The organism is Paenibacillus peoriae KCTC 3763 (genome assembly GCF_000236805.1).
Taxonomy (GTDB): domain Bacteria; phylum Bacillota; class Bacilli; order Paenibacillales; family Paenibacillaceae; genus Paenibacillus; species Paenibacillus peoriae.
Genome location: NZ_AGFX01000018.1, coordinates 276,187 through 301,725, shown reverse-complemented (window position 1 = coordinate 301,725; position 25,539 = coordinate 276,187). Strand labels below are relative to the sequence as shown.

Annotated in this window: 16 protein-coding genes; 6 read left to right on the top strand and 10 right to left on the bottom strand. The window is 46.9% G+C overall.

Annotation, left to right across the window (positions count from 1 at the left end):
- Positions 1–50: 50 nt before the first annotated feature.
- The 6 genes from KQI_RS0112270 to KQI_RS0112245 all read right to left on the bottom strand — a co-directional run bounded on the left by KQI_RS0112270 (position 51) and on the right by KQI_RS0112245 (position 8,137).
- Positions 51–974: a carbohydrate ABC transporter permease gene (locus KQI_RS0112270; RefSeq protein WP_010347052.1), complete on the bottom strand. Its 924-nt coding sequence runs from the start codon at positions 972–974 to the stop codon at positions 51–53.
- 588 nt (positions 975–1,562) lie between these two features.
- Positions 1,563–2,537: an ABC transporter permease gene (locus KQI_RS0112265; RefSeq protein WP_010347051.1), complete on the bottom strand. Its 975-nt coding sequence runs from the start codon at positions 2,535–2,537 to the stop codon at positions 1,563–1,565.
- A gap of 14 nt (positions 2,538–2,551) precedes the next feature.
- Entirely contained in the window at positions 2,552–4,219 is a 1,668-nt protein-coding gene (locus tag KQI_RS0112260) for an ABC transporter substrate-binding protein (RefSeq protein ID WP_029390130.1), read from the bottom strand.
- Between the two features lie 300 nt (positions 4,220–4,519).
- Positions 4,520–4,633 carry a putative holin-like toxin gene (locus KQI_RS29255; RefSeq protein WP_010347048.1) on the bottom strand — a complete coding sequence of 38 codons (114 nt, stop codon included), beginning with the start codon at positions 4,631–4,633 and terminating at the stop codon, positions 4,520–4,522.
- 109 nt (positions 4,634–4,742) lie between these two features.
- A complete protein-coding gene (locus tag KQI_RS0112250) occupies positions 4,743–6,506 on the bottom strand; it encodes a sensor histidine kinase (protein ID WP_010347047.1) in 1,764 nt (587 codons plus the stop codon).
- On the bottom strand, positions 6,503–8,137 hold the full coding sequence (locus KQI_RS0112245) for a response regulator (protein ID WP_010347046.1): 1,635 nt from the start codon (positions 8,135–8,137) through the stop codon (positions 6,503–6,505). The genes KQI_RS0112250 and KQI_RS0112245 overlap by 4 nt, the downstream gene beginning before the upstream one ends.
- Positions 8,138–8,495: 358 nt before the next feature.
- On the opposite strand from KQI_RS0112245, the gene KQI_RS0112240 reads away from it, so the two are divergent.
- Positions 8,496–16,640 (top strand): leucine-rich repeat protein, encoded by an 8,145-nt coding sequence (locus KQI_RS0112240; RefSeq protein WP_277813524.1) that lies wholly within the window; start codon positions 8,496–8,498, stop codon positions 16,638–16,640.
- 150 nt (positions 16,641–16,790) lie between these two features.
- On the opposite strand, the gene KQI_RS0112235 is transcribed toward KQI_RS0112240, so the two are convergent.
- Both KQI_RS0112235 and KQI_RS0112230 read right to left on the bottom strand, forming a co-directional pair.
- Entirely contained in the window at positions 16,791–17,564 is a 774-nt protein-coding gene (locus KQI_RS0112235) for a class I SAM-dependent methyltransferase (protein ID WP_010347044.1), read from the bottom strand.
- Positions 17,565–17,680: 116 nt separating this feature from the next.
- A complete protein-coding gene (locus KQI_RS0112230) occupies positions 17,681–18,022 on the bottom strand; it encodes a cupin domain-containing protein (RefSeq protein WP_010347043.1) in 342 nt (113 codons plus the stop codon).
- Between the two features lie 261 nt (positions 18,023–18,283).
- On the opposite strand from KQI_RS0112230, the gene KQI_RS0112225 reads away from it, so the two are divergent.
- The 4 genes from KQI_RS0112225 to KQI_RS0112210 all read left to right on the top strand — a co-directional run bounded on the left by KQI_RS0112225 (position 18,284) and on the right by KQI_RS0112210 (position 21,689).
- Positions 18,284–19,519, top strand: a complete 1,236-nt coding sequence (locus KQI_RS0112225; protein WP_010347042.1) for an FprA family A-type flavoprotein — start codon at positions 18,284–18,286, stop codon at positions 19,517–19,519.
- A 36-nt stretch (positions 19,520–19,555) separates the two neighbouring features.
- A complete protein-coding gene (locus KQI_RS0112220) occupies positions 19,556–20,737 on the top strand; it encodes an NAD(P)/FAD-dependent oxidoreductase (RefSeq protein ID WP_010347041.1) in 1,182 nt (393 codons plus the stop codon).
- A 15-nt stretch (positions 20,738–20,752) separates the two neighbouring features.
- The gene (rd, locus tag KQI_RS0112215; RefSeq protein ID WP_010347040.1) at positions 20,753–20,923 is read left to right on the top strand and encodes a rubredoxin; all 171 of its coding nucleotides are present in this window, start codon (positions 20,753–20,755) and stop codon (positions 20,921–20,923) included.
- 61 nt (positions 20,924–20,984) lie between these two features.
- Positions 20,985–21,689: a Crp/Fnr family transcriptional regulator gene (locus KQI_RS0112210; RefSeq protein WP_050543717.1), complete on the top strand. Its 705-nt coding sequence runs from the start codon at positions 20,985–20,987 to the stop codon at positions 21,687–21,689.
- A gap of 93 nt (positions 21,690–21,782) precedes the next feature.
- Here KQI_RS0112210 and KQI_RS0112205 read toward each other — a convergent pair whose 3' ends face one another.
- The gene (locus tag KQI_RS0112205; protein WP_010347038.1) at positions 21,783–22,685 is read right to left on the bottom strand and encodes a LysR family transcriptional regulator; all 903 of its coding nucleotides are present in this window, start codon (positions 22,683–22,685) and stop codon (positions 21,783–21,785) included.
- A 162-nt stretch (positions 22,686–22,847) separates the two neighbouring features.
- Between KQI_RS0112205 and KQI_RS0112200 the strand changes: the two genes are divergently transcribed.
- Complete coding sequence (locus tag KQI_RS0112200; RefSeq protein WP_010347037.1) at positions 22,848–23,636, top strand: DAPG hydrolase family protein; 789 nt, start codon at positions 22,848–22,850, stop codon at positions 23,634–23,636.
- A 141-nt stretch (positions 23,637–23,777) separates the two neighbouring features.
- On the opposite strand, the gene KQI_RS26830 is transcribed toward KQI_RS0112200, so the two are convergent.
- Positions 23,778–25,487, bottom strand: coding sequence for a glycosyltransferase 87 family protein (locus tag KQI_RS26830; RefSeq protein ID WP_010347036.1), 1,710 nt, complete (start codon positions 25,485–25,487; stop codon positions 23,778–23,780).
- Positions 25,488–25,539: the final 52 nt, after the last annotated feature.

Below are 25,539 nucleotides of genomic sequence, written 5' to 3'. Positions count from 1 at the left end.
TGAATTCGTTTTTGGCACCATTGAAGAATTTCAGTTGAATTTCAGTTGCTCTATCCTTTGACACCTCCCAGCGTCATTCCCTTTACAAAATATTTTTGTAAAAACGGGTAGACCAAAATAATAGGCACAGAAGCGACAATCGTCATCGTGGCACGAATGGAAGTAGGAGTAACCGCCTTCGCCATATTTTCCGAGCCTGCAAACTGGCTGGCATAGTCCTGAGCGTTAACGGACGTATTGGAATTTTGCAGGATTTTCATCAGCTCATACTGGAGGGTGCTCCATTGCTCATACGACGAATTGTACAAAAACACATCAAACCAGGAGTTCCATTGCGAGACCGCCGTGAACAGCGACACCGTCGCCAGTACCGGCACACAGAGCGGCAAAACAATGCGCACAAAAGTGGCAAACTCCCCGGCCCCGTCAATACGCGCCGACTCCAGAATCCCTTCCGGCAATCCTTCAATAAAGGATCGAATCACAATAACGTTAAACACCCCGATCAGCCCGGGCACGATATACACCCAGAAGGTTCCAAGCATCCCCAGCTCCCGTACCAGAAGAAAGTTTGGAATCAACCCACCGTTAAAATACATTGTCAAAATAAAAGCAATCGAGACAAACTTGCGCAGCACATACTCCGGTCGGCTGATCGTATACGCTACCATCGCGCAGCAAAACACCGAGGTTACCGTACCCGCAACCGTACGCAGTACAGAAATCAACGTAGCATGGAAAATCGTCGCTTCCTTAAACACAAATTCATAATTGCTCCACGTGAATTCACGCGGCCACAAATAAATGCCTCCCCGAATCGAATCATTGGCTTCATTAAGCGAAACCGCCAGCGTATTCAAAAACGGATACAGCGTTACCACCATCAGACATAACATAAACACCATATTGCACGTATCAAAAATCCGATCCGAGGGCGCCCGAAATCGCCCATGCAAGGCCTTCCCTTTGCCCATGACTTCCTCTCCTTTTTAAAAAATAGCCTAGCCATCCGACTGGGCACCCTAATGCAATTATTTTTTTGAAGCTTGTTGGTGTTGTTATTTAGGAACTGTTAGTTGAGTGGTTACATTAGTGGCAATTGGAGTGGACTATTGTGAGTTATTATTGTGTTATTAGAAGTTGTACACTAGTTCGTTTATAAGGTCTTGATAAGGTCCGCAAAGCGTCCTGTTAAAAATCCCCCCTGCACCTGTAGTATGAGGAGCACACCTTCTGTTATCGCTACCACCAGCTCACCCCTTAAAGAACAAGCGATAGCGAAGCTGAGCCAGCCATCATGACGCAGTTGCCCAAGGAAGCGCGAGTCACGCGCCTTCCGTCAATCTCTTCCCTGCCCTTACCCTCAGTTCTATAAAAAAAGTAACTTTATGGCGGGGAACAGCGGAGCGGGCAGAATTGTTCTGGAGAAGCGGTAGCGTTCGCCTTTATCCCCGGATTTTAACCTATAAATTCCTTATTCCAATAAGAAAATCTGGGGATAACAGCGATTGGAAGAACAATCTGCACGCGAAGCGACCTCCCTCCCATAACTCACTCTTTTCTCAGAACAATCTTTCCTCCCCTAACCGCTTCGCAATATGATTGGCGCTAAACAGTAAAATAAAGCTGACTACTGTTTTAAACATCCCGGCAGCAATGGAAAGCGAGAAGTTGCCCATCTGGATACCATATTTCAGGACGAAGATATCCAGATTTTCCGAATAGTCCACGTTCATGCCGTTACCCAATAAATATTGGGGCTCAAAGCCGGATTCCAGCAGATTGCCGATGTTCATAATGAGCAAAATGATGAATACGGGCTTTAATCCCGGCAATGTCACATGCCAAATTCGCTGAAAACGCCCTGCTCCGTCAATCTCAGCCGCCTCATACTGCGAGGGATCAATCATCGTCATCGCGGCCAAATAGATAATGGTGTTCCAGCCAACATTTTTCCATACCTCCGATGCACCGAGAATGCCCCAGAAATAGCTTCCCTCACCCAGCCATAAAATAGGCTCCTTGATCAGTCCCAGCCACATCAGCACCTCATTGACAATGCCGCCGTCCGCCGACAGCGCTGTACTGATAATGCTGGCCGCCACCACCCACGAAATAAAGTGCGGCAAGTAGCTGATCGTCTGCACCACTCGCTTGAACACAATTTGACGAAGCTCATTCAGCAAAATCGCCAATGTTATAGCGGTAACGAAGCCCAGCACCAGGTTAATGAAGCTCATCGCCAGCGTATTGCGCATCACCCGCAGAAAATGTTCATCCTGAAACAGGAAGCGGAAATGCTTCAACCCAACCCATTGCTGATCAATCAGCTTACGGGCAGGCTTGAAATCCTGAAAGGCAATCGTCCAGCCCCAGATGGGTAAATACTTGAAGATAAACAGCCAGATTAAAAAAGGGACGGACATCCATACCAGTGCCCGCTGCTGATTCAGTCTGTACATAAATCCCCTAAAGCCGGCTAGCCGTGAGGATGGCAAAGGGTCCGGGGAGGTCGTGGCAACTGTCGTGCGGCCCATAGATGCTTCCTCCTTTACTTTTTATCGGCAATATCTACTTTTTTTGTAACCTCCTTCGTGATCAGCTCCTCATACGCCTTCACGTCCAGCTTGTTAAATTCAGTCGAGTATTCATTCCAAATCGCGTCAAACTGTCCCGGTGCAGACAGTACCAAACGCGGGAAATATTTGCGCTGCAGGTCTCCCTTCTTTTGCTGGAAGAGCTGTGCGGGTGAGCCTTGGGCAATCGGGATACTCCAGGCCGGATACCATGGGCGCTTGTCAGGTGCGGAAAACATTTGCGAAAAGGACTCTACACCATAGACTTTCAGCAGCTTTTGATCTCCCTCGGTGTAGGACATACGCGCAACCTCAGGCTGCCGCCCCGGGCTGACTGAGTTGCCGTCAGGCAGGGAGGAGCCGTTGCCATAGCGCGGCCAATTATATTCAAAATATTTGAACCCGAAGGACTCGCGGAACGCATCCAGCGTTGTCTGCCTGATTTGCTCCTTCGTCCGGTACATACGCCCTTTTTCATCTACATCATAGGTTTCGCCCTTAACTCCCCAGTGGGATAACACTTGATTTTCATCTGTCAGCAGGTTGTCAAAAAACTTGATCATACGCACCGGGTCCTTGGCGCTGACCGTAATTCCAATGCCCCGGTTATTAATGAATGATGGAGGATCAAGGTACTGATCCTTAATATTTTGATCGTATACAACGGGCAATCCCACATATTCCAGATCATCATTACCCGACTGCTTGGAGGCTTCCTGAAGATTATTTAACGCCTGCCCTACCTGCCAGCGGTAGTCAAAAAAGCCCAGCACTTTGCCCGAGGTCAGCTTCGCTAAATATTGATCGTAATTGTCCACAAAGGACGATTTATCAAACAGGCTCTCCGCATTGAGCTGATTCAGCTCCTTCAGATACCGCTTCGTGATTTCCTCATCCCCATAATCTGTGGCCTGATGCGATTTCATATCAATGATTGTGCCGCCATCGTTCGGATAGCCTGCCAGATGCATAGGCGCGTTCGTAAAAGCAAAGAATTTATCCTGCGTGGTTAATGACAAGTACCCGGTCAAGCCTTCGTCTGCATGTTTTTTCGCGTAGTTGCGAATCAGAGTCAAATACTCGTCGAACGTTTTGATTTTGGGGTATCCCGCTTCCTTCAACACCCTGCGCTGCACCCAAAAGGCTCCCTGCTCCAAGTTAGGCGCAGGCAAATAATCGCCTACCACCGCGCTGAGCGGTAAAAAATAAATATTCCCGTCCTCCGCCTTCATCAGGTTGTAATACGGTCCATATACACGCTTAATATTCGGTCCATATTTGTCGATCAAATCATTCAGGGGAATAAAAGCCCCGGCATCCAGCAGCTTATCAATCGTGCCCTCGGGCACAATGGCATCCGGGTAATCGTTACTGGCAATAAATGTACCGATCTTCGTATTGGCATCCCCTACCAAATGCTCCAGCTTCCAGTTTACGCCCGTCTGTTCCTCGAGAATCTTGCCGATCCGCGTCTCATTCGTATTGATGTCCTTGCCCGCGTTGGCATTAAAATACGTGAACGTGACCTTCTCCTTGCTATCTCCCGGCACAGGCTCCTTGCCCGCACTTCCTGAGCAGGCAGTGATCATAGATACCATAACGATGAATACCAGACCCAACATTCCGAACCTTTTGCTTGCCATGTCAGACAATCCCCTTTCGGCCTCTTTGTTGGTTATATGTGGATACCAAATTGTAAGCACTTTCATTTTATAAAATGCCATGAATTTCGATCACCCGCCAATCTAAAGGTTTTGCTTAGGAAACTAAAGGTGAATTATTGTCAATAGGATTCACGTTGTGATAAAATAAAATAAAGAAGATTATAATAGAAAAGAGCAGAGATGCGTCAACATCTCTACTCTCCAGCAACAGCCGCTTATAAGGGCGGTGGCTTTGAACTAGGTGCAGAAATAGACCGCTAACCTTTGTCGGAGGGCGGTCTATTTTCTTTTGCTTTGGTTCAATGCAATGACAATCGTGACGATCAGTCCGATCAACGCGATAATTAGCGTACCAAACATCATCATTAATGTCAGCGCATCTTTAACCTCCACAGGCATCACCTCCTTTGCAGGAGACTAGCCGACCGCGCCATCTAAGCCATTCTGTTGTTAGGAGAATTATACCATAGGGATATCCATAAGTGGAAGAATAAAGACAAGCTCACTCCCGGTCCGCGGGGATCATGATACGAATCTCCGTCCCCTCCCCGGGCGCACTGCGTATACCAAGCTCAAAGCAGCTTCCGTAATAAAGCTTCAGCCGGTAGATAACATTCTGCAAGCCGATACGCTCGCCCATTTCCTCCTGTCTTTGCATGTAGCTGTACAGCCGTTGTACCTGCTCCACCGACATGCCGACTCCATTATCGCGAACCGTTAGCAGCAGCCGCTCCTCCTGATGCTCAAAATGAATCTCAATCCGCCCCCCATGCTTTAACGGCTCAATGCCGTGAATGCTCGCATTTTCAACCAGCGTTAGTACAACCATTTTCGGAAGCAAATAGTCCAGGTCTTCGGATCGCGCCTGCACTTCGTACTGTATCCGCTCACCAAAACGATATTGCTGAATTTCCAGAAAACAACGGATCAGCTCCAGTTCCTCTCGCAATGTGACCCTATCCTTGTTCCACACCAGCGAATTGCGGAAAATCCGCGCCATGTTATGAATAATGCGAGCGGTCTCGTCCTCATGCTTTATCAGGCTTCGCATACGAATTGTCTCCAGTGCATTGAACAGAAAATGCGGATTAATCTGGCTGTGAAGTGCATTAAGCTGGGCATGCCTGCGCTGAATCTCCATATTTTTTCGCTGGATATCCGCTACATATACATCGTTAATCAGTCGCTTTATTTTAAGCGTCATCCGATTGAATTCACCTGTTAGCTGCCCGATTTCATCGCGCGATTCTGTACCAGGGATCAGCTCAAAATGCTGATTTTTCACCTTTTTCATATACCTCAGAATACGATGAATTCGCACGTTCAGCGAACGTGTAATCCAGACGATGATCAAGGTAGGCAGCAGCATATTCATACAGGTTAGCAGCAGTACGAAATTGCGGGATTCCTGCATTCCATACAGCACTTCATCTCCCGATACCACAGCCACAATGCTCCAGCCATTGAGATTGCTCGTCAGCACATAATTGGTCTTGAATTCTATGGTGTCCTTGGGCAATTGGAGCTCATTATAAGCCACAGCCTTAGCGTTTATATCAACCTTGGAATCGGTCGTATATTCGATGTCTCCCCGTTCGTTGAGCAGAAAGAGACTGCCCTGCAAATTCAGATTATGGAAAATATCTCGGATGGACGACATCCGCAGCTCTATTTTCAGTATTTTCTCGCGACCATTTTGGGAATAAAAATAATTCATCCGCCGAATCAGGCTAAAGGGATGCAGCTGTTCACCCGTACCGTCGTCAGTACGTACAAATATAGGCTTGGACTGCCGTCCGGGCGGGATTTGGCCATACCAGGGCAAGCTTTTGACCCACTCATCTATAAAGCTGATTCCCCCTGAATTCAGCAGCGTCGGATTATCTGTGTAGATCGTAATTCCACCCACAGAATGGTATACAGGACTGTAAGTATTGTTCAGCATACGACGTAAATAAGAATCATAGGCGGCAATATAATCAGCGGGGTGAGGATACGTTTGCTCCAACAGCTCATTGAGCTGATGATCGGTATAAAAGATAGACGAGATTTCCATCGCATCCTCAAACTCACGATAAAATTCAACTTTTATCTGCTCCAGCGCACGGGAAATATCCTGCATACGCTGTTCCTTTACATTTTGCGAGGTGACGTGGTAGAAAATCAGATTGGTCAGCACTACGGGCGCAAACACACAGAGGAAATAAAGCAGCAGCATTTTGTCTCGCAGCCGGACATGATCAAATGTTGTACGCAGCAGCTTCATTCGCTGGCCCTCTCTGGCCCATCTCCAACGTTCAGGCTGTTGCGGTATTCGCTTGGCGTGGCATGCACCTTCTTTTCAAACTGGGTAACAAAATAGTCTGAACTGCCAAAGCCCACACGCTCAGCAATTTCATAAATGCGCAAATCCGTCTGCCGCAACAGCCGCTTCGCCTCCCGAATACGCAGCTTCAGCAGGAATTCGTTAAAGTACACGCCGTACGTTTTTCTGAATAATTGACCGAGATAAACCGGATTCATGTAAAAGCGGGCTGCAATACTTTTGAGGCTGATATTCTCGGCGGCATGCTGCTCAATGTAGGCACGGATGTGCTGGATGCCTCCCTGCTGACGCTCCTTGCGCAGAACTCCAATATATGTTCCACTTTCCTCGGCGAATGCCATAAACAGCCGCTGTAGTTCACCCAGTGACAGGTTCATATCCTGCCAGTTCATCATCGGTTCCAGTGACTGAAGTGAGCGCTCATTTCCCTGCATATTTTGAATGACTCGTACAATACTGTGCACGCATTGATGCAGACTCATTTTCATAGCCTCAGGGGCATAGCACTCCTCCCGAAAGCTGCTGAATAGATGCTCCACGGTCACACGCAGCTCTTCCAGCCGCAGTTCCTCGACTTGCTCCGTCAAGCAATCCAGTAGGTCCTGATGAATGGTCCTGTAGTGAAGTGAAGGCATTCCTCCCTCCTCATATACCACCATACCGCTAGGGTCATGAATATATTTATGGAGCACTGCTTCCCTTGCACAGACATAGGACTGATGAATATCCTGCAGCCGGTTCACAGGACTTCCTGCATAAATGAAGACCCGGCTGGCCACCCGATCTTTCAATGACTTCATCCCCTCTATTTCCTGTTGTAGCGCTTTCATAAACACCTCCACTTTGGCTCCAAAGCACTCTAAAAAGAAGTCCGGCACAATGAGTCCAATCCGGTTACGGTGCTCATGGACATAGAGAGGATGTTTGCCGTCCGATAAACGATGAAGCGCCTGCTCTATAAGCTCCCTAAATTGGAAAAGCGACAACAGGACGCCATCGTCACCGCGACGCCATGGATGCTGATCATTCAGTTCGACGAGTACATAGTACATATGTGCCGCTTCCCCAAGCCGCAGCTGCTGTTCCCAACGGGTCATTTCCACGCTATTATCCACGTTGTTCATCATCAATGTCTCTAATAGCCCGCCTGTGCGGTGGTTTTGATATAGCTGTGCATTTTGCTGCTCACGACGCAGCCTTTCACCCAGTCTGCGCAGCGTAGCCGAAAAATCACCCACATCTATCGGCTTGAGCATAAAATCATAAACCCCGTAGCGAAGCGCCTGCTGCGCATAAGCGAAATCACTGTAGCCACTCAAGATAATAAACGCAGGGTGCTCTGTACTCCGCTCAAGCACAGATCGAATTAGCTCCAATCCGTCCAGTACAGGCATACGAATGTCGGTAATGACCAGGTCCGGGTGAATACTGGCGATCAGTTCCAACGCATCCTCACCGTTATCGGCTTCTCCCACGATTTCAAAGCCACAGGCTTCCCAGTCCATGATTTGAAGCAGCCCTTTGCGGGTGAATATCTCATCATCCACCACGATGGCTCGATGCAGCTTCATAACCTGCTTCCTCCTTTCGTGTATGTAACATTTTATTTTGGTTAACTATTCCAAATGTCTCTAGTAATATGGTAATGTGAAAACATCGGGAATTGGAAATTGTTGTTACACCTATCATTTTCCCGATTCATAGACTTCAATAACCTCTTAAGAAACACCTGCCTCAGACCTCCACAACACGATCAACCTCTGTTTAGTGAAAGTTTTTAAAAATACTGTATTGACTCCTTCTATTATTTTTAAGTATATTGATAACGATAATCATTATCATTTAGGGGTGAATGGTGATGCACATCAGTGGGTCCTACTGGATCTCTTTTTCACTATACTAATCTATTTTCAGGAGGGAACAAGATTGTTGAAGGTTTGGAAAAACAAATGGATTGCAGGCTTTCTTATCGTCTTACTCATAAGCAACACCCTGCTTGCTGCAGGAATAGGATTTGCGGCTTCAGCGACAGATGAGAACAGCATTGTGCTTTCACTGGATACCGCAAAACAGAAAGCGGATGCAGTAACAAGCTCCAGCTCAGGCGAGCCTTCCTTTAAGGAGAAGCTGGAAACAGGAGCCTTAAAACAAAGCGGAATCGCCAGAAAATCCGTTGCAGAGGCAACCTATGAAGCATCAGGAGAAACCAATGTAACACAAGCCACCTACGAACCCTCGGGCAAAGTAACCGTAATCGTGGAATTACAAGCTGCCCCGCTTATTTCCAGTGCTTCCGCCAAGGCTTTCAGTAATCGACTGAATGCTCTGCAAAGCAGTGGGCGTACCCTCACAGCCCAGCACGAATCGGTAAAAAGCCAGATTCGCGCGCTCTCCACTAAGGATTCATCTTCCTTAAAAACTTTTGGATCAAGCAAGATGGCCGCCCCCAAATTAGAAGTCATCTACGATTATTACATGGTTATGAATGCGATTTCGCTAAAGGTAGATTACCAGCAGTTGAAGGAGATTCGACAATTGCCTGGTGTTAAAAACGCCTGGGTAGCCAGCACCTATGAAAAGGTCGTGCCAAAGCAGTCCATGGAGCCTCTCATGGCGAACAGCTCGGGAATGATCGGTACTCCAGCGGCAGCTGCGGCCGGCTATACAGGAAAAGGAATGACGGTGGCTGTTATTGATACCGGTCTGGATTGGAAGCATGAAGCCTTTTCCACGCATATGCCTCCCTCATTGACCCTAAAACATAGCCGCCAAAAGGTTAGTGATATCCTAAACAGTACCGATATGTCTGCTGGCAAAGTGAAAGTAGATGATGTCTACATGGATGACAAGGTGCCTTACGCCTATGACTATGCTGACAAAGACACCAATGTTATTCCCTCAGCCAGCTCTGACAACTCCCACGGCACTCATGTGGCAGGCACTATAGCTGCGAGTGGCGATAAATTAAAAGGGATTGCACCTGACGCCCAGTTGATGATCATGAAGGTGTTTGATGACATCAACGGATATACCAATGATGCTGACATCATCGCTGCATTGGACGATTCAGTCAAAATGGGAGCAGATGTTATCAATATGAGCCTTGGCTCCAATGCGGGCTTTTCCACAGCTGGAGAAGCAAGCAAGGATGCCATGTACAGCAGAATTGAAAATGCCGGGATCAACCTGGTGGTCGCTGCCGGCAACAGCTACAGCGCCGCTTATCAAAACCAGTCTGGCTCCAACCTCCCGTTTGCCAATGAGCCCGACAGTTCCATCGTAGCCGCTCCTTCCACCTATGAAGCCGCCTTATCCGTGGCAAGCATGGTGAATAGCGGTATCTCGGACGCCCCTTATATTCTCGCAGGCGATCGAAAAATTATTTTCAACGATACCTCCAGTGCCGCCGATCCCAAAATACAGGCGTTAAACCGTACATACGACTATGTATACGCTGGTTACGGAAGCGCGGAGGATATCCAGAAGGCAGGGGATTTAAAAGGGAAAATTGCCTTGATATCCCGCGGCGGCCAAATAAGCTTCCAGGAAAAGGTCAGCGCTGCCTATGGGGCTGGCGCGGTAGCGGCTGTTATTTTCGACAATGAAACAGGCAAAGCCAACATGGATATCAGCGCCTATTACATCCCGGCCGTTTCCATTACAAAGGAAGACGGAGAGTTCCTGCTGAACCTGGCTGATAAAAAGCTGACGGTGGATGAAAAATTCAGGACAAATGCGCCTAATCCGGATGGATACAAGATGTCGGAGTTTTCTTCATGGGGCGTATCACCGGATTTGAAGCTGAAACCGGAAATCACTGCACCCGGAGAAAATATTTATTCTACCGTTCCTGGCAATCAATATGAGACGATGAGTGGTACATCTATGGCTTCTCCTCATATCGCCGGAGCCGAGGCTATAATAAAACAATATGTCACCAACAAATTAAATATTGCAGATGCGGTGGAACGGGAAAAGCTGGTGCACACCCTGCTGATGAACACCGCCCACCCTGCCAAGGATACGGATCAGCAATATTACTCCCCACGCAAGCAGGGCGCAGGCTTGGCCGATGTGAGCGGAGCAGTCACGACTGGAGCTTATGTGACGGTTAAGGACAATGAACGACCTAAAGCCGAACTGGGCTACAACAAGGCAGGAGCCTATTCCTTCACCTTTGATATTCACAGCATGTCGGATGAGGCGTTGACTTATGACCTGAATACAGCGGCTTTATCGGAAAAAATAGTGACGAAGGATGGCAAGAGCCTCTTTGCGCAGAAGTCTACAGACTATACCGGAAAGGGCATCCAGGTACAATACAGCGGTGCAACAAACGGTAAAGTAACTGTACCTGCACATGGGACAGCAAGCATTACTGTGAAAATCACATTGTCGGATGCGCTCAAAGCACAATTGGATCAAGCAACAAAAAACGGAACCTTTATTGACGGATTCGTGATGCTGAATGCAGAAAAAGGTGTGAACCTCTCCATTCCGTTCGTCGGATTCTATGGAGGTTGGGGACAACCTCGTATTTTCGATGGTACGGAGTATGGCAAGGAAGGCTACTCTATGCTAGGCAGTACAGTTTATAACTTGTATCCCGGTGTGCAATATCTTCTGGGTCAAAATCAGGTTGCCATTGCCCTGGATCTGAACTGGGGAGTTATGCCCGAGAAATTCGCAATTTCCCCGAACAGCTTGGGGAACAGCTCAAAAATTGTGGGTATCTCAACAGGCATGCTGCGGAATGCAGAAAGCTTGAAGTATACCCTTACCGACCAGGCCGGAAACATGGTCAAAGAGTTTAATTATTCGCATGTGCCCAAATCCATTTACTATCCAGGCTCTGGTGCAATCAGTTGGGCGGAGGCTCTTCTCGGCGACCAGCCTTTCTTTGACGGACTGGACCAGAATAATAACGAGGTACCGGAAGGAATATATACCTTTAAGATTACCGGGGTGGTCGCAGGTACAAACGGACAGGGAACCGATTCCTGGACCTTTGATTTCGCCTATGACAAAACAGGCCCCAAGCTCGCCGATTACAGCATTTATAAAGAAAATGACAAAACGTATCTGAAGATGACCATCAAGGATAACCATTATACCAGCGGACTGCAATTAACCACAGGCAATGGCGGCGCATTGTCCAATCTGGTGGCTATCAAGGATGCCGATGAAAAGCTGCCGGACGGAACCTCCGTCAATACAGTAACTATGGATATCACTGATTTGAAGGACAAGCTGACGAAAAACGGTCTTCCTACAGATAAAATCTCCGTAGATATGTTTGACTATGCGTTCAACTACAGCAGTGCATCTATTGTTCTTGAGCCTGTAGGAACAGAAGGCATTACACTGGATAAGGAGGCTCTCTCCTTAGTTGTCGGTACGACTGAGGATTTGACGGCGACGATTACGCCGGTAAATGCCACATCCAAAGCGATTACCTGGACCAGCTCTGATCCGGCTGTGGCTACCGTCGATACAGAAGGAGCTGTTACGGGTGTGAGTGTCGGTACGGCAACGATTACGGCAACCTCCAATGGCAAGTCAGCTTCCAGCCAGGTTACGGTCACACCGATCGGTAGCCAGGGTATCGTGCTGAACCGTGCGGCGTTGAAGCTAACCGTTGGTTCAAGCAAGCCCTTGAAAGCCACTACCAGCTCTGAAGTTTCAGGTCCAATCAACTGGACAAGCTCTAATGCGTCGGTGGCTGCTGTAGATCAGAACGGATTGGTACAGGCAAAAGCAGCCGGTACAGCAACAATTACGGCGACGGCCTCTGGAAAATCCGCCACCAGCCGAATCACGGTAGAGGCAGTCTCGAGCACTGATTTCACTATTGTGAATGGAGTTCTGACGAGCTACAACGGCCCGGGCGGTCACATTGTCATTCCCGATAGTGTAACCGAAATCGGCGAGGAGGTATTTGCCTACCGCGAGGATATTTTGTCGGTGAAAATTCCGGCCTCGGTGAAAAAAATCGGCAGAGCGGCATTCAGCTATGCCAAAGAGCTTAAAGTGATCACTTTATCAGAAGGACTGGAAGTGATCGGGGAAAGCAGCTTTTCCGATCTCGCCAAGCTTGCCCAAATTACACTGCCGAGCACAGTGAAGGACATCGGCGATAGCGCCTTTGCCCGTGACACAGCTCTCAAATCGTTGCACCTGCCGGATGGTTTAACCCGAATTAATCCGGGAGCCTTCCAGGAAACTCGTAATCTCGTTTCCATTAATATTCCGGAGAGTGTAACGGAAATTGGCGACTCTGCGTTCTCTCTTACAACCAGCCTGAAAGAAATCAAGCTGCCAGACGGGCTGCTCATCATTGGCCGTGGAGCTTTCACTTCCTCGGCGATCGGGTCCATTGAAATTCCGGACTCTGTCACTTCCATCGGGGATGAAGCCTTCTGGGGAACCCGGATCGCTACCGTCCAACTGAACAGTGGGCTGCTCACCATTGGAGCAAGAGGCTTTGCAGAAACGCAAATCTCCTCCGTTGTCATCCCGGACAGTGTAACCACCCTGGGAGACTTCGCATTTGCCGAAAATGCGAAGCTAGCCAATGTCTCCATTGGGAAGGGCGTAACTCTAATGGGACAGCAGGCATTTGACAGCACCGGCAGCTCAAGCCTAAAAAATATCGAAGTATCTGCGGACAATACAGCCTTCTCAAGCCAGGACGGAGTGCTATTCAACAAGGACAAATCGACCTTGATCCGCTATCCCGCCGGAAATGGTAGGGATGCCTATACGGTTCCTGACACCGTGACCAAAATCGAAGATTATGCCTTCCATGTTGCAGCCAACTTGAGCTCCATCACGCTTTCGGATGGCCTGCAAACGATTGGAGAGCATGCTTTTGATTCCAGCATTAGTCTGCTTTCCCTGACGATTCCCGACAGCGTCAAAACCATCGGGAAGGCAGCGTTTACCCACTCAGACAAACTGGAAAAGGTGAAGCTAGGAGACGGGGTAGAAGAGCTGGGTGCGTATGCATTCGCCTATAGTGGCAAGCTGACAAGCATCGATCTTGGCAAAAGCGTCACAAAAATTGGCGACTATGCCTTCCAATACAACAGCAGTCTGGTGGAAATCACGATTCCAGACCAAGTACAGTCCTTGGGCAGCTTTGTACTGTCCAACTCCGAGCGGCTGTCCATTGTGAATATCGGGAAAGGTGTGACCTCCATTGGCGGTAATCCTTTTGCCAGCTCACTGATGATTAAGAGCGTTAATGTCGACCCGGACAATGCTTCTTATGCCAGTGAGGAGGGTGTATTGCTGAACAAAGCAAAAACCAATCTCATTCTATATCCTGCGGCTAAACCGGAGTCTGTGTATAAAATTCCGGCGACCGTAACAAATATCAGTAATTACGCCTTCCAAAAGGCACAGTTCCTTACAGACATCCAATTTCCCGAGGGATTGTTGACCATTGGTACTTCTGCTTTTAACAGAACGAACAATCTGAAATCCGTGAAACTGCCTGACAGCTTGACGGAAATCGGAAGCTTCGCCTTTTCTGATACAGGCATCGAAACCATTGTGTTGGGAAGTAACCTGACCAAAATTAACGACTGGGCCTTCGCTTTCTCCAATCATTTGAAGTCCGTTGCCATTTTGGACAGTAATACTACACTCGGGGAGTTTGCTTTTGTTGGTTCTCCTAACCTCAGAACGGTCATTTTGGGTGAGGGTGTATCCGACATTGGCCTGGGAGCATTTAGCGACACACAAGACCTTACCCTTTACGGGTGGTCAGGTTCCAAGGCTGAAGCATATGCGGAAAGCAATTCCATTCCGTTTAAGGTATATACGCCATTGTCCGTACAGTTAAAAGCCAAGCATGAAGCGGCAGAAGGCATCATCGCCCTGAGCGCGGAGGCTGTCGGTGGAATCGGCAACAAAACCTACTCTTTCTGGGCACTGAATGAAGACAGTCAGGAGACAGTAACGCTTGATACCTATTCAACCGGTGACACCTATCAGTGGGCAACCCCACAGGTCGGCAAGTATATCGTTTATGCAGATGCGAAGGATGAAACCGGAGTAATCAAAACCGGTGCCCGGAAAATAGAGGTGCTGGCGTCGGGTGAAGTGATCATTTCAGCCAATCCGGCTACCATCAGTCCAATATCCCGCAACTTTGACCTTGGCCATCCAACAGATGTGACTTCGGAAATTATCTGGAACGATGCTCATAGCGTTACCCAAGTGGTCTATGGCGTGAATCAAGGCCCTAGCCGAAGTGTCACAGAAGCGGTCTATAACAGGGATGTGTTGGTCGAAGGCCACGATTATACCGTAAAAGGAAATACTCTGACATTGAAAAAAGGCTTCCTGTCCGGCCTAAGCCTAAAAGAAGGCGACACGGTCAGCATTGAATTGCTCTTTGACTTTGGAGACAAGGCCGTATTCACGGTCCGAGCCATCCAAAGTACTATAGAGGTAGATGCGAGCATCAATCCGAAAACAGCCAGCTTTGACAAAAAAGCCAGCAATCAGACGGATATAGAGACGACCATTACTTGGAACGATGCTTCCTCCATTACCGATATCAAACAAGCGGGAGTATCCATCGGAGCAACGGCTTATACTGTTAACGGCGATGTTCTGACGATCAAAAAAGAGTATCTGACAACTCAACCGAAGGGCAAGCTCCCGTTAACCGTGCAATTTGATAAAGGCAACGATGCTGTATTGATGATTCAGATTTCCGACACAAGCAGCAGTAAAGATGACAATGACGACCAAGACGACAGTATCGACAATAACAGCGGTAGTAATGGCAATAATTCCAGTGGCAGCAGCGGCAGTAGTAGCAGCGCCAGCGGAAGTTCCACAACCGCGACACCGAGCACAGCCTCGTCTGTCCGCGTACTGGATGCCAAGGGGAATTCCATTGAATCATTTACTACCAAGCTGAACAGCAGCACAGGTCTGGCGACAATTACAATGGATTCCGATTTCCTCAACAACGCCTTCGCTGCATCCCAGGCGGATGGCAAAGGAATGAAAACAGTAGAGGTCACCGTTGAAGCGAATCAAGCCAAATCCTATGAGCTGACGCTACCGACAAGCTTTGTAACCAGTGCGGATGCATCCCGTGCCATTCAAATTAAGACAGGGATGGCAGTCGTTACCCTCCCAGGCAACATGTTCGGGACTGCAGAAGCAGCAGGAGCGCAACATATTACGCTGGAATTAAGTTCAGGCAGCAACAGCAAGCTGGATGCACAAGCACGATCTCATATCGGAACTCGTCCTGTGATTGAGCTGAATCTCAAAGCCAACGGCAAGCGATTGCCATGGAATAACAACAATGCGGCTGTAACCGTGGCTATTCCTTATACACCTACAGCAGCAGAACTGCAAAAAGCAGAGCATATTGTCATTCAGTATGTAGATGCAGCAGGTCATGCTACTCCGGTGACTTCAGGAAAATATGACGCATCCATTGGAGCCGTTCGCTTTACTACGCATCATTTTAGCCAATATGCTGTAGCCTATGTGGACAGATCCTTCCAGGATTTAGGTCAACACACTTGGGCCAAGAAGCAAATTGAGATCCTGTCCTCCAAAGGCGTCATCAACGGTACGACGGCAAATAAATTCTCTCCTGCGGCCAAAATCACCCGCGCGGAATATCTGACGCTGCTGGTGAAAACGCTGGGGTTGACCGCAAGCTTTGACAGCAGCTTTGTCGATGTTAAGCAAGGAAGCTACTACTACGAAGCAGCAGGCATTGCCAAAAAGCTTGGCATTGCAGGCGGCTCCGGTGACAACAAGTTTAATCCGAATGCACCTGTATCCAGACAGGATATGATGGTCATGACCGACAAGGCCCTGCAAAAGGCAAACAAGCTGGCTGCCACAACCTCAACGGCTGCACTGGATTCCTTCAGTGATCGTGCAGATATTGCTGGTTATGCTGCTGCAAGCTTGGCTGCGCTGGTGCAGGAAGGTCTCATTACAGGATCAGACGGCAAAATAGCCCCTAAAGCACCAACCACTCGTGCCGAGGCTGCTGTATTCCTGTATAGAATCTATAACCAAAATTAAAATCTTCAAAAATAAATTCAGTCTGGCATAGCAGCAAATTCAAAAAGGAGATGAATCCCTGGTGGGGGGTTCGTCTCCTTTTTGGTATTTACTCAAAAAAGCTTCATTGGCGACAAAGAACTTTCTTATTGTCCTATTCGGGGCTTCAGACTATCGCTCAGCGATGATACTGACCGCTTGCAGATGGTCGGCGTACTTTACAAACTGTTTGCGCATACCCATAACTCTTGCCCGGGCAGCATGGTTGCGCATAAGGTTAAAGGCAATTTTGCCAAATCTCAACCAGCCCTCATCCTGAATGATACGTGGCAGATGCAATAAGTGCATGGGGACCGTATAGATTTTAACAACCTTAAAGCCTTCCTCTTTCAGCAACTGTTCCCATTCCGATACCGTCAACGGTGTCGCATTCACTCTCATGGCTACAGCCAAATCCTTGTAAATCTGCTTTCTGAGCTCAGGCTCAATATCATTTGAAGCTAAGCACATCTCATGGATAGCATACTTCCCGCCCGTTTTCAAAAGCCGTCTGGCTTCCGAAATAATCTGTCCTTTCTTGGCTCTTGTGTGCATCGTCAGCATAGCTTCCCCGTATACCACCGTCGCAGACGCATCCGGCAACGGAACCTGTTCAGCGTCGGCAATAATTACTTCCCGGTTTGCTCCGTTTGCATACGTTTTTACGATAGAAGCTGCCTTCTCATTCTGTTCAATCGCAATATAATGGCGGGGATTAAGCTGCAGTGTCATTTGGGCAGTTATGCCCAATCCGGGAGCAAACTCAATAATCTCATCCTGCCTGGTTACGTCAAGTCCCTCAATCATCCAACGTGTCGTTTTTAACCCTCCGGGCCTAAGCACACGCTTACCGAGACTTGCCAATACCCAGTGCCCTGGCACCTGTTTGTAATCTACTGTCTGCATCGGCCATCAACACCTCTTCTTAAAATTCGATAATGATATTCATTATCAATATAAGCGTAAAAAAATTTAACCTTTTTTATTTTTTGTTTTATATAGCGATGGTAATGTGCTCTCTTTTAAATGTTTTGCGCATAGCTTTCACTTGGCGTTTTGGTCAACACCACATGTAGGCTGGAATTCGCCTCTGCACCACCACGATAGGAAAAGTGCTCATCTCCTGTAAGATGAATGATATCCCCTTGCACAACTGCCGTTTCTTCACCATTCACAGTTACAGTACCGTTGCCTTCAAGAACAAGCAAATATACATTCGCTCCTGGGTGATTATGTGTTGGCAGCTCAGCATTAGGAGTAAAGTTGAGAATAAAAATTACATTGTCAGCTTCCTTATGCACAATTCGTTTTGTAAACGCAGCTTCTTTATATTCCTGAAATTGAGTAAGGTTTGATATTTTCATATTGGTTCACGCTCCTGTTTGAAAGTAGATTTGCTTGTGATGGATTGAGACACCTGACATGCTGCTCTCAGGCTTTTCAATCGATATGACCTTATTGTATTGAAATATTCCGCTCATCTTGTGATTGCAATCACTAAACTAAATTTAAGTCGAAAATACTTTTAAAAATTCAAAAATTTGATTTCAATCAACTTTTTCATCGTTACATCCAACTAGAATCGAATTGTGCTAAACAAACAAAACGAGCAGGAGGTTGTTCCTATGAAAACAGGATTTCAACTGGCAAAAGATATTTATTGGGTAGGAAAAATTGATAATCGTGAGGTTCCCTTTCATCGTCTTCTACTATCGAAGGGTACAACATATAATGCATATCTGCTGAAAACTGGGAAACCAACCATTATAGATACCGTAGATATGGCGTTCGGTAGAGAATTTGCAGAGGCTGTAGCCGAATTGATCGATCCGCTGGACATTCAATATATTATCGTCAACCACACGGAACCGGATCACTCCGGCGGATTGGCGGCACTTGCTGCCAAGGCAACGAACGCTACGATTGTCTGTACAGAGATTGCCGTTCCGGAAATTCAGCAAATGTACAAGCTTCAGCATCGCAACTTCCTCGTCATCAAGGATGGAGATCAACTGGATATTGGAGGCAAGACACTGCTGTTCAAGGAAACACCTTACCTTCATACGGAAGAAACCATGATTACGTATTGCGTGGAAGACAAAATCTTGTTCCCGTGCGATATTTTCAGCACACACGTGGCTGTAGAGCATCTATTTGCCGATGAAGCCGATTTTGATATCACCGATGACTTTATCGGATACTATCAGGCTATTATCCATCCGCACCGCAGATATGTACGTACATTAATCAACGCGGTTGCTGACCTGGATATTGAGATGATTGCCCCTTCCCACGGCTTCGCGATCCGGCATACTATTCCCAAATTCATTGATTTATACGCATCTATGAGCACCGAAACCAAGGATGATAGAAAAGTAGCGATTGTTTATGCCACCTTAAAAAATAATACCAAAAAAATGGCAAACATTCTGAAGGACTGCTTTTTAGAGAACCAAATCAAGGTGGAGGTATGGGACGTAGATAAAGCGGATGAAACAGAGATTTTGAATAGTATCGCCTCAGCGGATGCTGTTTTCGTCGGCAGCTCTACCAAATATGCCGACATGACGGGCAAGCTGGAAGACCTGCTGCAAAAAATGCAAAAGATGAATCTGGAAGGCAAGCTGGCTGCTGCCTTTGGTTCCTACGGCTGGAGCGGAGAAGCTATTGAAGTTGTACAGGATTACTTGAACGGTACCAATATGAAGGTCCAAAGCACTTCCGGGGTAATCAAATCAACCGGTATGACGCATGTGGAATTCCCGGTACGCGTCCGCTTCTCTCCTACAGAAGATGAAAAAGTGAAGAAAATTAAAAACGCCGCTGAATTTGTCTCAGATCTACTACTTAGCGTCATTTGAACAAAGACAGCGTATAGCGAATAGGAGAGATACTGAATGGGTAATCAACATTACGTTATTATCGGAGGGAGCGTTGCCGCCATTAACGCGGCAAAAGCGATCAGGGATCATGATGAACTGGCCGAAATTTCTATTTACGGGGAAGAAGCATCCCTGCCGTATAACAGAGTCAAGCTTTCCAAGGGACTATTCACTGACCTGCACAGCGATAAAATCCTGATCAAAAAGGAAAAATGGTTTGCCAGTCAACGGATTAATGTGTATTCCGGCACAAAGATCACCGCGATACACGCAGAGGACTGCACCATCGAAACAGCCAACGGGCAAACCGTTGCTTATGACAAGCTGCTGCTGTGTACAGGAGCTCACAACCGTAAGCTTTTGCTGGACGGAGCTTCTCTAAGGAATGTTCACAATATCCGGTTTCGACAAGATGCAGACAAACTTAAAACGGAATTGCGACAAGGAGACCGGATATGCATCATCGGCGGTGGTATTCAGGGTGTAGAAACCGCCTGGTCCTTCCAGCAAGCCGGGTATTCCGTAACTATTCTGGAAGCTTCGCAACGGCTTATGCCCCGCCAACTGGATGAGAAAGCCTCCGCTATCTTGACCCAACGGATTACCGAACTGGGCACCAAGGTAAGCCTTGGACAAGGCGTAAAGCGTATTACAGGCACAGATCACGTAGAAGGCGTGGAGCTGCAGGACGGGTCTATTATTCCCTGCGAGCATGTCGTGTATTCTATCGGCATTGTGCCTAATACTGAGCTTGCTCGCCAAGCCGGACTTGATATTGGAAACGGCATTCGGGTGAATGCACAGATGGAGACCAGCTTCGCCAATATATATGCGGCAGGTGATGTAGCCGAGTTTCAGAATAGAGTGGATGGATTATGGGAAAGTGCTATAGAGCAAGGGAAGATAGCAGGCGCTAATATGGCGGGCGCTTCCGCAGCTTACCAGCGTCCCATCCCTGTCACCCTGTCCAACAGCTATGAAAGCCCCTTGTTTTCCATAGGTTTGGTAGACGAACAAGTCTGTGACACCAGCCTGACCCGTGAAAATCAAGTTTCTTATACACGTATGTTCATACAAAACGGCTCTATCTGCGGCGTGATCGGTTTTGGGGATGCCCTTGCTTCACTTCCATACAAAACAGCCATTATCCAGGGACTCAAACCGGATGCGCCAGAGCTTACAAAAATTTTAGGATGACAAGGAGAACTAAACATGAAAAAATATGTATGTCAGCCCTGTGGATACATTTATGATCCTGCTGTGGGTGACCCTGATGAAGACGTTATGCCAGGTACAGCGTTCGAAGACCTTCCGGAAGACTGGGTTTGTCCAGTCTGCGGTGAGGATCAGAGCCATTTTGCCCCAGTAGATGATACAGAATAACAAGAACACGCTATACTTTTTAGTTTCCGGTTTATGAATGGAGTGAATGAATGTGAATGAGATGTCCTGCCCCTGCCAGTGCGCAGAGGAGCCCTGTGCCCGCAAAGTGCCTATCTTTTCCTCTTTGTCCTGCGAAGATTTGTGTAAGGTTAGCTCCATGATCCGACACCGCAAATATCAGAAGGGCGAGGCCTTGATTGTCGAGGAACAGGCATCCGATACGTTGTACATTATTAAAAGCGGGCATGTCAAGCTGCTGAAGATGACGCCTCAGGGTAAAGAACAAATTCTGCACATTCTGACAACTGGCGATTTTTTTGGCGAGTTGAATATATTTAATAACGACGAGCTGAGCAATTTTAGTGCGTATGCCCTAAAGGATACTGATATTTGTATGCTCACCAAGGATGATATGGAGGAGTTGATCCGCAACAATCCCGATATCTCTTTGAAGCTGCTCAAAACGATTACCAAACGCTTGGCCCATACCGAAAACCTGGCACAAAGCCTGGCTACCAAAGACCCGGAAATCCGCATCGCCTATATGATTCTTGAGCTTGGACATAAATATGGCAAACCGGACGGATCTCACATTAAAATAAACCTCCCCCTTTCACGCGAGGAAATGGCTAATTACGTAGGTGTCACACGTGAAACCATCAGTCGCAAATTCGGAAAATTTGAACAGCTGGGGATTATTCATACTAAGGGTACACGAGAGATTACCATCTGCGATATAGAGAAACTGAACGAATATATGGATTGAATAAAAACCGCTTCTTTGAGCCTATGGCTTGTGGTGACTTGACCACTTCCCATTTGCCAAAGAGCGGTTTTTTTTGTTCTGTACATTTTGCAATCAACTATTATTAAATTGTTTTTTTATGTGTTCAATTAATTGATGGTGCTGGGGATCTAAATAGCGATCGTCCCAGATTAAAACAAACTTGACAATGATTTGTTCTTTGAGCGGAATAAATTTCAATTGATTTATTGAATCAGGTAAAAACTCCTTAGCCAGAAAACATATTCCAAGATTAGAACGAACCATATTTAGTGCATCAGAAATGTCACAGTTGGCAATCACCTTTTTATGGCGCATATTAAACTTCTTCGCATTTTGAATAATATATTTATGATTATAAGGTGCGTGCTCTATTTCAGTGCTAATAACGGTTTCGTTGGCTAACTGCTTGAATGTCAGGCTTTTTTTACTGGCAAAGGGATGGATATTTGGGAGAACCGCATAAATGGATGTTGTAATTAATTCCTCGTAAGCAAGACCACCAAAAGGATTTTCTTGGGTATTGTCATAAAAAGTGAGCATACAGCCTATATCAAATGTATGATTTTTGACTCCTTCAAATACTTTGGAACTGCTGGTACTGGTAATGCTGTAGCTAAATGAAGGATTAGCCTGTTTATAAGTGACAAGTAAATCTGGAATATTTCGATAAATATTTCCGGTCATAAAACCAAGACGCAGGTTTGATTGCTGAGATTTGGAAAACGCCTGAATTTCATTGATAATATTCTGCTGATGGATTAAAAGTTCTCTGGCACGGATTAAAAAAAGCTCACCGGCCGGTGTCAGTTCTATACTTCTATGGTTTCTGATAAACAACTGCGTTTTTAATTCAGTTTCCAGCTGTTTAATGTGACTGCTGAGTGCAGGTTGACTGACATATAGCTTTTGTGCGGCCTTTGTTACGCTTTTTGTTGTAGCGATGGCTATAAAATATTCTAATTGTTTTTGTGTCATAGAACTCTCCCATAAGAAAAAACTTATATTAGTATAAATTTTAAAGTATTTCTCAATAAAATCAATCTTGGATATAGTTAGTTCTACAAGATAAAAACATCAGATACAGGAGTGGTTTATGGGGGCAAAGAGCTTGAACCAAAAAACGAAGGAGTGTAGAAAATGAGTAAAGTACCCATTAGTGAAGAAGAAAAAAAGTCACCGTATTACAAATATTATTTTATGAGGGATATGGCGCCGATCCCAGAAGAAAAACTGGAAATGTTGGGAAACAATCCACTAACACCTGAAACTGCTTTAAAGGTGGAAAATATGAATGATTTATTTAAAGACGGTTATCTTCCAGGAGAGTTTGGATGGACTCGTATGGAAGATGGCACGTTAACGATGGCAAATATAACGGATATGCCAGGAGTTACTGTGGACATGTTTGACTGGTGGATTGCATGGCACGGACTTGAACCGATGAGGTATAAAATTTGGGATCCGGAAGATCATTATTATTGTTTGACACGACATCCTGAAAAAGCAAAAGATACACAATTATCAATGAAAGAACGGTATTGGGACACCATTCACGATGTCATTGAAGATATTGGTAGCGGCAAAGAAAAAATAGAAATCAATTTTAGAGCACCAAAAGATATTGGTTTTGACGAAACGCAGCTTAAAAAATTTGAAGGCACAATTGTTTGTGCCGGCAATGAGAAAAACCCGGTAATTATGTGCCACTTTTTGCGCCCAACGGAAAATGGATGTGAATTAAGAACACGTTTCTGGATGGGCTATTGTATTAAAGACGGAAAGCCGAAAAAAAAGCTATTACCGCCAGTAAAGCTGATACCTGAATCAATAATTATAAAATTACTGGAACATAATATGAAGGAGTTCACTAACTTAAGAGCGATTTTACCGGAAGTTTATCAGGAATTTAAAAATGATCTGAAATAAGTTCCTTTAAATGAAGGTGTCTAACTAATAAATAGCCGAGCGTTGGCGCTGGCTCTGGAGGATGCGCGATCACCTGTGTGGTGACCGCCCCTCACTCAATCAGCAGATAAAGGAACTATATTCCCTTATACGATTGATTTTCTACTTTACCCTTGGCGATAGCGACGCTGGTCTCCCCCCTAATTGCTCCAATGGAAGCTCCGGTAGAACCATGTCCTTGGCAGGAGCAGCCTCCATCGTGTTGGATTTGGAGCAATCCCATACGACTTTGACCAAATACCCAAACAGTAGCACGTTCAACAACGAGGTCACACACAATATGATACCGTACTGATCCCGGGAATTGGAGCTATAGAAAATATCAAAGGTGTTCAGGAAAATCGTAAGACTGAATCCACCCGCGAGCCACAAAAATCTTCGATCCCGCAAATACAGATACGCCAGTACCGCCAACGCAGCGGCAGGGAACAAGTATCGTTCATGCATGCTGGAAGCAAAGGTAAATACACCTGCAATTAGCACCAGAGCAGCCGCTGCCGCAAATTGTGGTTTCCGGCTGCGGATATACATCCACCACGTAAACAAAGTCACCAGTACAATGCAGATCATACCCCATGTATGGTAGCTGAGCAGGAACAACGTCGTAGTATCCTGCGTATAATTGCCGCCAATCAGTGCGAAGAAGTTATACGCGTTCACGGAAGCATACGGATATTCGCCAACCGTTCCCTTGTATAAATCAAGCAGCCATAATGGCTCCTGCCCCCACGAAAAAGGCAATATGACCAGAATGGTCGTCACAACCGCTCCGCCGACGGCCAAAAGCCAAGGCTGTATTTTACGCTGTCTCAGCAGCTCAAAGAACAGAACCGGCCCATAAATAATCCCCTGTGGCTTCATCAATACCGCTATCGTAAACAATACGGTGGACCAGCCGATCCGGTTTTCCACCAGTAGCACAATCATGCCCACAATCAGCATGGTAAAGAATGAATCTACCTGACCCCAGAAGGTCGAATTGATAAATACAGCCGGGTTAAACACATAGAATATAGCCAGCCCGAGGCTAATTGCATAGCCGACCCGTTTGCTGGCCAGCCGGTACAGCATGTACGCTGTCACGATATCGGCTAATATATTCGGAAGCCGCAGCAGCACAGACATATAAGGACTGAAAGCATCTGTAGAGCCGATTTTACCGATCACATATAAAATATAGATATAGAACGGCGGATAATCACTTGATCCGTTCGTGTAAAAGCCCGATAAGCTATCCGCTGCCGTCATAGCCCAGTTACGGAATAGCATTAAATCCATGTGACCCGAGATCCATGGGGCGATCGCCATTCTTAAAAAGAATCCCGCACCCAGCACGGTCCACAGCATCAGCCCCCGGTTACGTTCCCCGAGCTTCCATTCCCGTGCCCGAAAACGGTACGCAATAAACACGAACACACCGAAGAATAAAGCGGCAAAGATCGCCAGCGGAGTTGCATAAGCAGATGAAGAGTTTCCACTTCTTCCACCCCCCATACCGCCGCCAGGGCCGCCCATGCCAGGGCCGTTGCCGGACATGCCGCCCGGACCTCGGTGCTGCCCGTCTCTAGTAGCACCATTGCCCCCGGATGTGGAATTGTCATTCCCGGCCGTTGTACCTTTGTCACCCGAAGTCGATGTATTCTGGGTGGACGGCGCGGCGGCTTGACCTGTCATCCCCTGGTTCTTGCTGTCAGAGCTGCTCGTCGCATCCGTAGATGTTGAAGCTGCGCCCTGATCCTGCCCTGCTGCACTTCCTGCTCCACGATTTCCGTCAGTCTGACCGTTGGAGGGACGTTGCCCCGGTCCTCCCATGCCCCCGCCAGGTCCTCCCCCGAATCCGCCGGACGGGCCCTGCCTAAAAGCG